This is a genomic window from Arthrobacter sp. FW306-07-I (assembly GCF_021800405.1).
GTDB lineage: Bacteria > Actinomycetota > Actinomycetes > Actinomycetales > Micrococcaceae > Arthrobacter.
Map to the genome: position 1 here is coordinate 732,102 of NZ_CP084550.1, position 12,832 is coordinate 744,933.

7 protein-coding genes and 2 rRNA genes are annotated in these 12,832 nt (G+C 62.3%); 4 read left to right on the forward strand and 5 right to left on the reverse strand.

The genetic code is table 11. The annotated features are described in order from the left end of the window. The first annotated feature begins 339 nt into the window (after positions 1-339). From LFT46_RS03480 to LFT46_RS03490, 3 genes are all read left to right on the forward strand, one after another. A 23S ribosomal RNA gene (locus LFT46_RS03480) occupies positions 340-3,469 on the forward strand. A 168-nt stretch (positions 3,470-3,637) separates the two neighbouring features. Continuing rightward, positions 3,638-3,754 (forward strand): 5S ribosomal RNA (gene rrf / locus LFT46_RS03485). A gap of 369 nt (positions 3,755-4,123) precedes the next feature. Beyond that, positions 4,124-4,618: a hypothetical protein gene (locus LFT46_RS03490; protein WP_236801117.1), complete on the forward strand. Its 495-nt coding sequence runs from the start codon at positions 4,124-4,126 to the stop codon at positions 4,616-4,618. 9 nt (positions 4,619-4,627) lie between these two features. Here the strand turns inward: LFT46_RS03490 and LFT46_RS03495 are convergent, their stop codons facing one another. Further along, on the reverse strand, positions 4,628-5,683 hold the full coding sequence (locus tag LFT46_RS03495; protein ID WP_236821254.1) for a LacI family DNA-binding transcriptional regulator: 1,056 nt from the start codon (positions 5,681-5,683) through the stop codon (positions 4,628-4,630). 2 nt (positions 5,684-5,685) lie between these two features. Further along, on the reverse strand, positions 5,686-7,431 hold the full coding sequence (locus LFT46_RS03500; protein ID WP_442863686.1) for a glycoside hydrolase family 13 protein: 1,746 nt from the start codon (positions 7,429-7,431) through the stop codon (positions 5,686-5,688). 178 nt (positions 7,432-7,609) lie between these two features. On the opposite strand from LFT46_RS03500, the gene LFT46_RS03505 reads away from it, so the two are divergent. After that, positions 7,610-8,980 carry an FAD-binding oxidoreductase gene (locus LFT46_RS03505; RefSeq protein ID WP_236821256.1) on the forward strand — a complete coding sequence of 457 codons (1,371 nt, stop codon included), beginning with the start codon at positions 7,610-7,612 and terminating at the stop codon, positions 8,978-8,980. Here the strand turns inward: LFT46_RS03505 and LFT46_RS03510 are convergent. From LFT46_RS03510 to LFT46_RS03520, 3 genes are all read right to left on the reverse strand, one after another. Further along, on the reverse strand, positions 8,977-9,969 hold the full coding sequence (locus LFT46_RS03510) for an IS481 family transposase (RefSeq protein WP_236820561.1): 993 nt from the start codon (positions 9,967-9,969) through the stop codon (positions 8,977-8,979). The genes LFT46_RS03505 and LFT46_RS03510 overlap by 4 nt on opposite strands. A 152-nt stretch (positions 9,970-10,121) precedes the next feature. Beyond that, a complete protein-coding gene (locus tag LFT46_RS03515) occupies positions 10,122-11,540 on the reverse strand; it encodes a DUF4032 domain-containing protein (protein ID WP_236801121.1) in 1,419 nt (472 codons plus the stop codon). A 192-nt stretch (positions 11,541-11,732) separates the two neighbouring features. Next, entirely contained in the window at positions 11,733-12,815 is a 1,083-nt protein-coding gene (locus LFT46_RS03520; protein WP_236801122.1) for an ABC transporter ATP-binding protein, read from the reverse strand. Positions 12,816-12,832 lie beyond the last annotated feature (17 nt).

Below are 12,832 nucleotides of genomic sequence, written 5' to 3' on the forward strand. Positions count from 1 at the left end.
GGTGGTTCTGGAACGGTGGGCCGGGGGTTTTCCGGGTGGTTTAGTGTTTGGCACACTGTTGGGTCCTGAGACAACAGGACCGGGGAGGCTTTCGGGTCTTGCCGGGTTTGTTTGTTTCTGGTTTCCCTGCCATGACGTTTCTGCACGTGTTTGACTCCTTTTTTGGGGGGTTGTGTGTGGGGTGTGTGGTGTGGGGTTGTTGTTTGAGAACTACATAGTGGACGCGAGCATCTTGTATAAGAAGCAATTTCCAAGATTATGAACCTGGATCTGGTTCGTGTGCCTTTGGGTGCGCGGGACAGTTTCTGTGGTTCTCTCGAAAATGTTTTTGATCTTTGTGGTCAAGTTTTTAAGAGCACACGGTGGATGCCTTGGCATTAGGAGCCGAAGAAGGACGTAGGAATCTGCGATAAGCCTGGGGGAGTCGATAACCGGACTGTGATCCCAGGGTGTCCGAATGGGGAAACCCCGCCAGGGGCGTGAGTTGCCTGGTGACCCGCATCTGAACACATAGGGTGCGTGGGGGGAACGCGGGGAAGTGAAACATCTCAGTACCCGCAGGAAGAGAAAACAATAGTGATTCCGTTAGTAGTGGCGAGCGAACGCGGATCAGGCTAAACCGTTCCATGTGTGATAGCCGGCGGGCGTTGCATGGTCGGGGTTGTGGGACTTTCCATACCAGTTCTGCCGGGCTGGTGGGGTGTGATGTGCGCGCATAGGTGAACGGTTTTGAAAGGCCGGCCAGAGAGGGTGTTAGTCCCGTAACCGTAATGTGTTTGTACCGCCTGTGAGAGTATCCCAAGTAGTACGGGGCCCGAGAAATCCCGTGCGAATCTGTCAGGACCACCTGATAAGCCTAAATACTCCCTAATGACCGATAGCGGACCAGTACCGTGAGGGAAAGGTGAAAAGTACCCCGGGAGGGGAGTGAAACAGTACCTGAAACCGTGTGCTTACAATCCGTCGGAGCCAGTCTGATTCTGGTGACGGCGTGCCTTTTGAAGAATGAGCCTGCGAGTTAGTGTTACGTCGCGAGGTTAACCCGTGTGGGGCAGCCGTAGCGAAAGCGAGTCTGAATAGGGCGTGTGAGTGGCGTGATCTAGACCCGAAGCGAAGTGATCTACCCATGGCCAGGTTGAAGCGACGGTAAGACGTCGTGGAGGACCGAACCCACTTCAGTTGAAAATGGAGGGGATGAGCTGTGGGTAGGGGTGAAAGGCCAATCAAACTTCGTGATAGCTGGTTCTCCCCGAAATGCATTTAGGTGCAGCGTTGCGTGTTTCTTGCTGGAGGTAGAGCTACTGGATGGCTAATGGGCCCTACAAGGTTACTGACGTCAGCCAAACTCCGAATGCCGGTAAGTGAGAGCGCAGCAGTGAGACTGTGGGGGATAAGCTTCATAGTCGAGAGGGAAACAGCCCAGACCACCAACTAAGGCCCCTAAGCGTGTGCTAAGTGGGAAAGGATGTGGAGTTGCCCAGACAACCAGGAGGTTGGCTTAGAAGCAGCCACCCTTAAAAGAGTGCGTAATAGCTCACTGGTCAAGTGATTCCGCGCCGACAATGTAGCGGGGCTCAAGTACACCGCCGAAGTTGTGGCATTCACATATTGTCCTAGCCTTCGTGGTTCAGGAGTGTGGATGGGTAGGGGAGCGTCGTGTGGGCGGTGAAGCTGCGGTGTAAACCAGTGGTGGAGCCTACACGAGTGAGAATGCAGGCATGAGTAGCGAAAGACGGGTGAGAAACCCGTCCGCCGAATGATCAAGGGTTCCAGGGTCAAGCTAATCTGCCCTGGGTAAGTCGGGACCTAAGGCGAGGCCGACAGGCGTAGTCGATGGACAACGGGTTGATATTCCCGTACCGGCGAAAAACCGCCCATGCTGAGCGGGGGATACTAACTGCCCGAAACCTGCCCGACCGTCCTTTGGACGGAAGGGTTTTGGTGGAGCGCAGGACCTGATCCCGGGAGGCAAGCGTATTAACAGGTGTGACGCAGGAAGGTAGCCGAGCCGGGCGATGGTTGTCCCGGTCTAAGGATGTAGGGCGAATGGTAGGCAAATCCGCCATTCATATGGCCTGAGATCTGATGGGACCCCCGTATGGGGGGATTTGGTGATCCTATGCTGCCGAGAAAAGCATCGACGCGAGGTTTTAGCCGCCCGTACCCCAAACCGACACAGGTGATCAGGTAGAGAATACCAAGGCGATCGAGAGAATTATGGTTAAGGAACTCGGCAAAATGCCCCCGTAACTTCGGGAGAAGGGGGGCCCCAACCTTGAACACCACATCGCTGGTGGGAGGGGATCGGGGCCGCAGAGACCAGGGGGAAGCGACTGTTTACTAAAAACACAGGTCCGTGCGAAGTCGCAAGACGATGTATACGGACTGACTCCTGCCCGGTGCTGGAAGGTTAAGAGGACCGGTTAGCCGTAAGGCGAAGCTGAGAATTTAAGCCCCAGTAAACGGCGGTGGTAACTATAACCATCCTAAGGTAGCGAAATTCCTTGTCGGGTAAGTTCCGACCTGCACGAATGGAGTAACGACTTCCCCGCTGTCTCAACCATAAACTCGGCGAAATTGCAGTACGAGTAAAGATGCTCGTTACGCGCAGCAGGACGGAAAGACCCCGAGACCTTTACTATAGTTTGGTATTGGTGTTCGGAGTGGCTTGTGTAGGATAGGTGGGAGACGTTGAAGCCCGGACGCCAGTTCGGGTGGAGTCATCGTTGAAATACCACTCTGGTCACTTTGGACATCTAACTTCGGCCCGTAATCCGGGTCAGGGACAGTGCCTGATGGGTAGTTTAACTGGGGCGGTTGCCTCCTAAAAAGTAACGGAGGCGCCCAAAGGTTCCCTCAGCCTGGTTGGCAATCAGGTGTCGAGTGTAAGTGCACAAGGGAGCTTGACTGTGAGAGAGACATCTCGAGCAGGGACGAAAGTCGGGACTAGTGATCCGGCGGTACATTGTGGAATGGCCGTCGCTCAACGGATAAAAGGTACCTCGGGGATAACAGGCTGATCTTGCCCAAGAGTCCATATCGACGGCATGGTTTGGCACCTCGATGTCGGCTCGTCGCATCCTGGGGCTGGAGTAGGTCCCAAGGGTTGGGCTGTTCGCCCATTAAAGCGGTACGCGAGCTGGGTTTAGAACGTCGTGAGACAGTTCGGTCCCTATCCGCTGCGCGCGCAGGAAATTTGAGAAGGGCTGTCCTTAGTACGAGAGGACCGGGACGGACGAACCTCTGGTGTGTCAGTTGTACTGCCAAGTGCACCGCTGATTAGCTACGTTCGGATGGGATAACCGCTGAAAGCATCTAAGCGGGAAGCTCGCTTCAAGATGAGATTTCCATACACCCTCGGGTGTGAGAGGCCCCCAGCCAGACCACTGGGTTGATAGGCCGGATGTGGAAGCGAGGACTAACGACTCGTGAAGCTGACCGGTACTAATAGGCCAACAACTTACACCACACAGAACATACAAAACTCTGCTTGCGTCCACTATGTGGTTCCCAACCAACAACCCCCAACACGGGTCGATGGCACGGAACCAACAACTGAATACAATAACACCACCAATGTTGTAACCACAAAGTCTTCCCACCCCCGGCAACACCTAAGGGGTTCGGGTGAAAAGGTTACGGCGGTCATAGCGTGGGGGAAACGCCCGGTCCCATTCCGAACCCGGAAGCTAAGACCCACAGCGCCGATGGTACTGCACCCGGGAGGGTGTGGGAGAGTAGGTCACCGCCGGAACATCATTAACTGGTCGAGGCCCCAACCACACGGTTGGGGCCTCCCACATTTAACAACCAAAAAGGGTACCGGGGACGGCCCCCAGAAACCCCAGCCCACCTCCGGCGGGTAAAACATCAACCCCCGCTCACCTTTGACCGGTAAACGATCAACCCCCGCTCACTTCTGGCGGGTAAGCGATCAACCCCCGCTCACTTCTGGCGGGAAAACCATCGACCCCCGCTCACCTGGTAACGATGCCTTGAGAGCGGGCGTTCAGCGAAAACCTGCCAGACGTGAGCGGGCGCCGGGGGAGAACCCGCCAGAAGCGAGCCGGCGCCGGGGGAGCGGCAGGAGCTGATGGGGGCATCGCGGGTAGGATGGTCCCTCATGAGCAGCATCTTCAGCCACGCCCAGGATCCTTTCGAAGAAGCCGGGCGGCCAGCAGCTGACCCCCTGGAACCTGTGGTGAACACAATGGTTGTTCCAGGGCCAGTCGCCCGCGCGTTCGCTGGCTTTACCGACCACGCCCACCTGTGGTGGCCCTTGGAACAGCATGGGGTGTATGGCGCCGCTTCTTACGTGGAGTTCGAAGAAAACCTGATTCTCGAGACAGCTGACGACGGCCGCACCACCATCTGGGGAACCCTTGATGACTGGCAGCCGCCCCTGTCCTTCCATGCCACCTGGCACCCCGGCACCACAGCCCTTTGGTCCACCGAGCTCCTGGTAGTGTTCCGCGCGGTGGAAACGGGTACGGAGGTCCGCGTCTTCCACGAGGGCTGGGAGGGCGCTGAGGACCCCGCAGCAGCGCGGCGGAAATATGAGGAAGCTTGGCCGCTCATCCTCGAGAGGTTTGCCCGGTTCATGGGCAGCGCAGCCTGAACTTCCTGCCTAAGCGCGCTGTCTGGCCGCCTCTGGCGGGACAGCTGTGCTGGTCCGGATAACGAACTCCGTGGGGAACTCCTGGTCCTGTGCTGCGGCCGCTGCCGTGCCGCCGTCGGAATCCCCGCCCGGCTTTTCGAGCAAAGACAAGGCAGTCGCGGCCGCCAATCGGCCCTGCCCCCGCGGATCCTGGTTGACGGTGGTGAGTCCAAAAGTTTCGGCGAGCTCGTGCCCGTCGATCCCGACGACGGAGAGGTCCTGCGGAACCTGCAGTCCAAAGTCGCGGGCGGCAAGCATGATGCCCACGGCCATCTCGTCTGAGGCAGCGAAAACTGCGGTAGGGCGTTCGGAGCTGGTGCCCAGCAGCCGGCGGCCCGCCGCATAGGCGCCCTGGATGGTGAAGTCGGCGGTCGCGTTCCACTCGGGCCTTACCGTCAGCCCGGCTGCAGCCATGGCGGAGGCGAAACCCTTCTGGCGCAGCCGCGGGAGCTTGAAGTCGCGGTTCAACTCCCCGTATCCAGTAATGTGGGCGATCCTGCTGTGGCCCAGCCCAATCAGATGGCGGGTGGCGAGGGCAGCCAGCCCCTCGTCGTCGATCCTGATCGTTGACGCTCCCCGCAGCGCACCGCCGATGCCCACGATGGGGCGGTGCACTGCCAGCAGCTGTTGGATCTCGTCCTCGCTGAGTACCAGCGCCACGGCAATGACGGCGTCCAGGCGTTTTCTGAGCAGGAAGTCATTCAGGATGCTGCTGCGTCGCTCAGGCTGCTCGCCCACGTTGTACAGGGTCAAGTCGTAGCCCGCGTCCAGCAGGGTCTCCGAAACGCCTTCCAGCACGGAGGAGAAGTACCAGCGCTGCACGTTGGGCACCACTAGCCCGATGTTGTGGTTGCGCCCGGACGCCAGGCTGGACGCGTGGTAGGAAGGGACGAAGCTGAGCTCCCGGGCCGCCTCCTGTGCAAGCCGGCGGCTCCTCGCCGAGACGTTCGTCTTGCCGCTCAGTGCCCTCGAGACTGTTGCCACTGACAGGCCAGCCCGGCTGGCAACCTCTTTGATACCTGCCATGGTCAATCTGCGATGGTGAAGTCCGGTCCAAGCTGTATCCATGCGGTCTCGCCGGAGGCAAGGGCATGGGCGGTCTCCGTGGGGAGGCTGCGGATCAGCACGTGGCCCGCCGGCATCGGCAGCGGCTCATGGTTCAGGTTCATGAGGACCAGCGTAGTGCCGTTCAGGTAGCCCAGGGACGACCCTGTGCACCAGTCTTCTGCCCAGGACAATGAGCCCCTGCCCAAGTCCAGCTGCCGGCGATGCTCCAGGGCATCACGGTACAGGGAGAGGTGGGACGACGGTGATTTTGCCTGCAGATCCCGCGCCAGTGACCCGAAGGAGGCTGGAATGGGCAGCCACGGATCTTCACCCGAACCAAAGCCGAGGTGCTGGTCACCAGCGCGCCATGGCAAGGGCACCCGGCAGCCGTCGCGCCCAAGCCGCTGTCCGGCGGTCCGGCCGAATGTCGGATCCTGGCGGAGGTGGCCCGGGATGTCGATGCCGTCCGGCAAGCCCAGCTCTTCCCCCTGGTACAGGTATGCGGCACCCGGCAGCCCAAGCATGAACAGTGAGGCGGCGGCAGCGCGGCGACGGCCCAGTGCTTCGTCCGGCTGGGGGTCTGCGGAACCAATGCCGTCCCCGTCCCGTGGACCCTGGCCGTTGTAGCCGAAACGCGTGGCATGGCGGACAACATCGTGGTTGGAAAGCACCCAAGTGCTCGGGGCACCAACACCGTCCAGGACCGTCAGCGAGTCGGTGATGACAGAACGCAGCCGGTACACGTCCAGGCCCGCGTGGAGATAAGGGAAGTTGAACGCCTGGTGCATCTCGTCGGGCCGAACCCAGTGTGCCAGCCGCTGCAGGTCAACACTTGCCTCGGCGCAGAGAATTCGGTCTGGTCCGTATTCGTCCAGGACCAGCCGCCACTTCCGGTATATATCGTGGACGCCGGGCTGCCCGAACATCGGTGCCTCGTGGCCGGGGTACCCATCGCTGCTGCCGCCGTCAGCGCGTCCGCCCCATTCCGGGAGGCCCGGCGCTTTGACCAGGGCGTGGGCCACGTCCACCCGGAAACCAGAGACGCCGCGGTCCAGCCAGAAGCGGAGCACCCGCTCGAACTCCGCGTGGACGGCGGGGTTGTCCCAGTTGAAGTCCGGCTGGGAGGAATCAAAGAGGTGCAGGTACCACTGACCGGGTTGGCCGTCGGGCCCCAGCACTCGCGTCCAGGCGGGCCCGCCAAAGTGTGACTGCCAGTTATTCGGCGGTTCCTGTCCGTCCGGCCCGGTTCCGTCCCGGAAGATGAACATGTCCCGCTCCGGGCTTTCGGCCGGTGCTGCAAGGGCCGCTTGGAATGCAGGATGCTGGTCCGAACAGTGGTTTGGCACCAGGTCCACGATCACCCGCAGGCCCAGCCGGTGCGATTCAGCCATCATGACGTCGAAATCGCCGAGCGTGCCAAAGATGGGGTCCACGTCGCAGTAGTCACTGACGTCGTAACCGGCATCGCGCTGTGGGGAACGGAAGAAGGGGGACAGCCAGACGGCGTCGACGCCCAGGTCCGCAAGATGCGGCAGTTCCTCGGTAATACCGGCCAGGTCGCCCACGCCGTCGCCGTTCAGGTCCCGAAACGACCGGGGGTAGACCTGGTAGATCACGGCGGAGCGCCACCAGCCCGGAGCCGGATCGGCGGCGTGGATGAGGGTGAGTGGGCCAGCGGAGGTGGAAGTGTCGTGGATCACAGTTTCGACGGACATGGAAGTCAGCATAACCACGTGCGGTGATTTAATGAAAACGCTTCCATCTTTGTTTCCTCGCAACGCGTGACCGTCTTCTCCACCAACCACGGAAAGGAACTGGAAGCGGTTGCGGTTCAGGGTAGTTCGGAGTCGACCCAAAAGCGCGTCCTAGACTGGGAAGATATGTCCGACGACGGATGGAGGCTGTGTGGGAAGCATCGTTGACGAACTGGAAGCGGTCCTGGCTCCGGGGCAGCTGGATGTGAGCGAGGTGTCGCTCCGCCGGTATGCGATCGACCAGGCGCCGGTCATTGACTTCCAGCTTCCCCTGGCTGTGGTGTTCCCGGAATCGGTGGCCGATGTCCAAGCTGCGGTGAAGGTGTGCGCCGGCAGCGGGGTACCCCTCGTGCCCCGCGGGGCCGGTACCGGGGTGTCCGGCGGCGCCCACGCCACGAATAACTGCATCATCCTGTCGCTGGAGCGGATGGACCGGATCCTTGCGCTGAATCCCGACGACGAAACAGCCGTCGTGGAGCCCGGCGTAGTCAACGCCGTCCTCAACGAAGCAGCCGCAGGGCACGGCCTCATGTATGCTCCGGATCCGGCCAGTTTCCGCAGCTCCACCATCGGCGGCAATGTGGCCACCAACGCAGGTGGCCTGCGTTGCGCCAAGTACGGCGTCACAAGGGACTCCGTCCTGGCGCTGGATGTCGTCCTTTCTGACGGGTCGCTCATCCATACCGGCCACCAAACCTTCAAAGGCGTGGCGGGCTATGACCTCACGAGCCTGTTCGTCGGGTCCGAAGGAACCCTGGGCATCGTCGTCGGCATCACCGTGCGGCTGAAGTACCTGCCCGGGGAAGTCCACACCGTGGCGGCTTTCTACCCGGACTTCCGGATGGCTGCTGCGGGAGTCCTGGCCGTGGGCAGGGCACGCGTCCAGCCCGCCATCATGGAGCTGCTCGACGGCGGGACGCTGGCCCAGCTCGATGAGATCCACGGCTCTGACCTCAGCACCCGTGGAAAATCCCTGCTGCTGATCCAGACGGACGGGTTCGGAGCTGCCGCGGAGGCCGACGTGGTGCGCCAGGTCCTGCGCGATGGCGGTGCCACCGTAACCACCGAGGCAAGCGCCGAGGCTGAGCGGCTGGTGGAGCTCCGCCGGCACAGCAGGGGCGCCGAGGTGGACGATGAGTACCGCGTCGGTGAAGATGTGGCTGTTCCGCGGTCCCGGCTGGTGGACTATGTGGCAGCCCTTGAAGCCATGGCTGCGGAACAGCAGGTGCACCTCAAAGTGGTGGCGCATGCCGGCGACGGCAACCTCCACCCCACGTTCTGGATCGACCGGCAGGGGGCAACCGTGGACGCGGGCGCCATGCAGCGGCTGCAGGCGGCGCTGGACGAGTCGATCACTGCGGCCCTGGCCATGGGCGGCACTATCACCGGGGAGCACGGTGTAGGCCAGTACAAGCTCCGGTGGCTGGGCCAGGAGCAGCCGGAACCTATCCGGGAACTCCAGCGCAGGATCAAGGACCTGTTCGATCCCGCCGGGATCCTCAACCCCGGAAAGGCGATCTAGGTGTACTGCCCAGGCAGGTTGGTTAAGCGGCTGATGGGCGGGTGGCCTCCGATTGCGGTGTGGGGCCTGTGGTGATTGTAGTGGTGCAGCCATGCCGGGAGGGCGTTTCTGCGGGCTGATTCCGTAGCGTAGAAGCGTTTGAATGCCCACCCGTCGGCAAGGGTTCGGTGGAAACGTTCAATCTTGCCGTTGGTCTGCGGCCGGTAGGGTCGGGTCTTCTTTGCCCTGATGTCCAGCTCCCGGCAGGCGTCGCGCCAGAGATGTGATTTGTAGGCCGCCCCGTTGTCAGAGAGAACCCGTTCCACGGTGACGCCGCGGGCAGCGAACCAGGACACAGCCCTTTGCAGGACTGCTACTGCGGTGGCTGCCGTTTCATCGCCGTGGATCTCGGCGTAGGCGACCCTGGAATGGTCGTCGATGACCGTGTGCACGTAGGCGGTCCCGATCAGCGGGTTGCGGTGTTTGCTGCGGGGCTTTGAGGGAGTCGCAGCACGGTTCTGTTTGCCTTGCTGCCGGCCGACGTAGCGCCAGCCGCCGCCGTCGGGGATGTTGCCGAGCTTCTTCACATCGACGTGGATCATCGCTCCGGGAGTCTCGTGTTCGTAGCGGCGGATGACTTCTCCGGTGCGCTTGTCCACGTGATGAAGGCGGTTCAGCCGGCACCGGACCAGGACCGCGTGCACGGTCGAGGCCGGCATGGCCAGCTTCGCCCCGATCGCGACCGGTCCCAGCCGTTGCTTCCAGCGCAGGTGCACGACTTTGCGCACCAGCTGCTGCGGCGTCCGGTTGGCCACCCGGTACGGGCGGGAGGACCTCTCAGCCATACCGGCCTCACCCATCGCGGCGTAACGGGCCGCCCACCGTTTCGCGGTCGGCCAGGAGCAGTTGAACTGCTCGGCAGCCCGGGATACTGGCCAGCCGTGGTCCACGATCAGACGCGCGACGCGCAAACGTTGGCGCGGAGTCAAAGCGGCATTAGCGTGGGACATGAGGACCTCCTGGTCGCTGCAGCGGTTGTCTAAGCAACTCCACTGTGCAACCGGAGGTCCTCACCTTTGGGTCAACGACTCCAGCGAGTCATCACATTCACCCAACCAACGTCCCTGGGTAGTACATCTAGGACCCGGTCATACGAAGTTAATCAGTCGTCCGAGTCCGGGTATTCGTCCGCGGATTCGTCGGCCCCGTAGCGGGACTCCTCGTTTTCCACCTCGAGGATCTTCAGCAGCTCGGTGTCCGGGTTGAGCATGATGGCGGCCTCGTCCCGCCGGTGCCGCAGGATCGAGTCGATGTAGGACTGCACGGCCTCTGCCAGCGGAATGTGGCGCTCCTGCTTCTCCGACATGTACCACCGGTGCTCCAGGACCTCATGCACCACCTCGGCGTGCTCGAGCTTGCCGGAGAGGTCCCTCGGGATGGAGCGCACGATCGGCTCGAAGATCTGGCTCACCCAAAGGTGGGCGCTGTATTCCTCGTCCATCTCCGGGTTGTTGTCGGCCCGGAACGAGTCCATGTCATTGAGGAGGCGGCGGGCCTGGTTCTCCTGCGCATCCAGGCCCGTGAGCCGCAGGAGCCGCCGCTGGTGGTGTCCCGCGTCCACCACCTTGGGCTGCAGCTGGATGGTGGAGCCGTTCTGGGTGGTCTTGATGGCGTACTCCTCGACGTCGAAGCCGAGTTCGTTCAGCCGCCGGATGCGGGCGCCCACGCGCCAACGCTCGCCGAGCTCAAAGGATTCCTTCTCGGTCAGCTCAGCCCACAGCCGCCGGTAGCTGTCCATGATCAGCTCGCTGGTGGCCACCGGGTCCACCTTTTCCTCGATAAGCCCGCCGTCCAGCAGGTCCATCAGCTCGCCCGCGATGTTCACACGGGCAATCTCCAGGTCGTATTCACGCTGGCCGGTGGAAAGGTCCGGGTAGAGCTCACCGGTTTCAGCGTCCACCAGGTACGCGGCGAAAGCACCGGCATCGCGGCGGAACAGGGTGTTGGACAACGAGACGTCGCCCCAGTAGAAGCCGATGAGGTGCAACCGCACCATGAGCAGTGCCTGCGCGTCGATGAGGCGGGTGAGGGTGTCCTTGCGAAGCATCTGGGAAAAGAGCGCGCGGTAGGGCATGGAGAACTTCAGGTGGCGGGTCACGAGCACCGGGTTGAGTGGGCGCCCGTCGGGGGTAGTGCGCCCCGTGATCACCGCCACCGGCTCCACGCACGGGACGTCCAGACGGGCCAGTTTGCGGAGCATGTGGTATTCGTGGCGGGCCACGTGCTCGGAGGTTTCCTTGATGGCGATCACGGAGCCGCCCAGGTGCGCGAACCGCACGATGTGCCGGGAGATGCCGCGGGGCAGTGCAGCCAGGTACTCTGCCGGCCACTCCTCCAAGGCGATATGCCATGGCAGGTCCAGCAGTTCGGGATCAGCCGCCGCGGCCGTGATGTTCAGCGATGAAGCTACCGAGGCCGCCTTGTTGTCATCGGCGCTGGCTGCCACGAACCGGGGCAGCTTGCCGATCTGCGCGTAGTCGGTGGGTTCGTCGTGCCACTGGGCGCTGTATTCCTCGGTCATGGCTCAATTCTTCCGTACTCGGGGCAGGGCGGCTAAATCCCATGCAGGCATGGGTTAAAGGCCGACGGCGGCCCGCCAGTAAGGAGGGCCGCCGTCAGTTGCGTGCGTGGGATGGACAGGGTGCCGGTTGGGCCCACGCCGGCAGGGTTCCCTGGCCGAAGCGAAGCGAGGCTAGGGTGCCGGTGGGGAGGACTAGTCGCCCAGGCGCAGGCCGGTCTTGGTGTCGAACAGGTGCACGTGGCCCGACTGCGGACGGACGTAGATGACCTCGCCCTTCATCGGAGGACGGCGGCCATCGACGCGGGCCACGATGTCGTGGTCCTTACCATCAAGGGTGGTGTGGCCGTAGACGTAGGCGTCGGCGCCGAGTTCTTCGACGACGTCGACCTCCACCTTCAGGCCTTCACCGTGCGGAGCGGTTTCCAGGTCCTCGGGACGGCTGCCCAGGGTGACCGTGGAGCCGTGGGCCTCTTCGAGGACGTCCCGCGGCACGGGGTAGACGGTGCCGCCGAACTGCACGCCGCCGTCGACTACGGGGAGTTCCAGCAGGTTCATGGCGGGGGAGCCGATGAAGCCGGCAACGAAGACGTTCTTGGGGCGGTCGTAGAGGTTGCGCGGGGTGTCAACCTGCTGCAGCAGGCCGTCCTTCAGCACGGCGACGCGGTCGCCCATGGTCATGGCCTCCACCTGGTCGTGCGTCACATAAACGGTGGTAACGCCCAGGCGGCGGGTCAGGGATGCGATCTGGGTGCGGGTCTGGACGCGGAGCTTGGCGTCAAGGTTGGACAGCGGCTCATCCATGAGGAAGACCTGCGGGTTACGGACGATTGCGCGGCCCATGGCAACACGCTGGCGCTGGCCGCCGGAGAGTGCCTTCGGCTTGCGGTCCAGGTACTGCTCGAGGTCAAGGAGCTTTGCGGCTTCGCGGACGCGCTCGGCGCGCTCTTCCTTGGAGACGCCGGCGATCTTGAGGGCGAAGCCCATGTTGTCGGCCACAGTCATGTGCGGGTACAACGCGTAGTTCTGGAAAACCATCGCGATGTCGCGGTCCTTCGGGGGAACATCGGTGACATCGCGGTCGCCGATCAGGATGCGGCCTGCGTTGACGTCCTCGAGGCCTGCCAACATGCGCAGGGAGGTGGACTTGCCGCAACCGGAGGGTCCAACGAGGACCAGGAATTCGCCATCGGCGATGTCGATGTTGAGCTTATCGACGGCGGGCTTTTCGGTGCCCGGGTACAGACGCGTAGCGTTGTCAAAAGTAACTGTAGCCACAGTTATCAATCCCTTCA

Excerpts from the sequence above, each read along its gene's own strand:
- LFT46_RS03490 (WP_236801117.1), top strand. The coding sequence starts at position 4,124 with ATGAGCAGCATCTTCAGCCACGCCCAGGATCCTTTCGAAGAAGCCGGG.
- LFT46_RS03495 (WP_236821254.1), bottom strand. The coding sequence starts at position 5,683 with ATGGCAGGTATCAAAGAGGTTGCCAGCCGGGCTGGCCTGTCAGTGGCA.
- LFT46_RS03500 (WP_442863686.1), bottom strand. The coding sequence starts at position 7,431 with ATGCTGACTTCCATGTCCGTCGAAACTGTGATCCACGACACTTCCACC.
- LFT46_RS03510 (WP_236820561.1), bottom strand. The coding sequence starts at position 9,969 with ATGTCCCACGCTAATGCCGCTTTGACTCCGCGCCAACGTTTGCGCGTC.
- LFT46_RS03515 (WP_236801121.1), bottom strand. The coding sequence starts at position 11,540 with ATGACCGAGGAATACAGCGCCCAGTGGCACGACGAACCCACCGACTAC.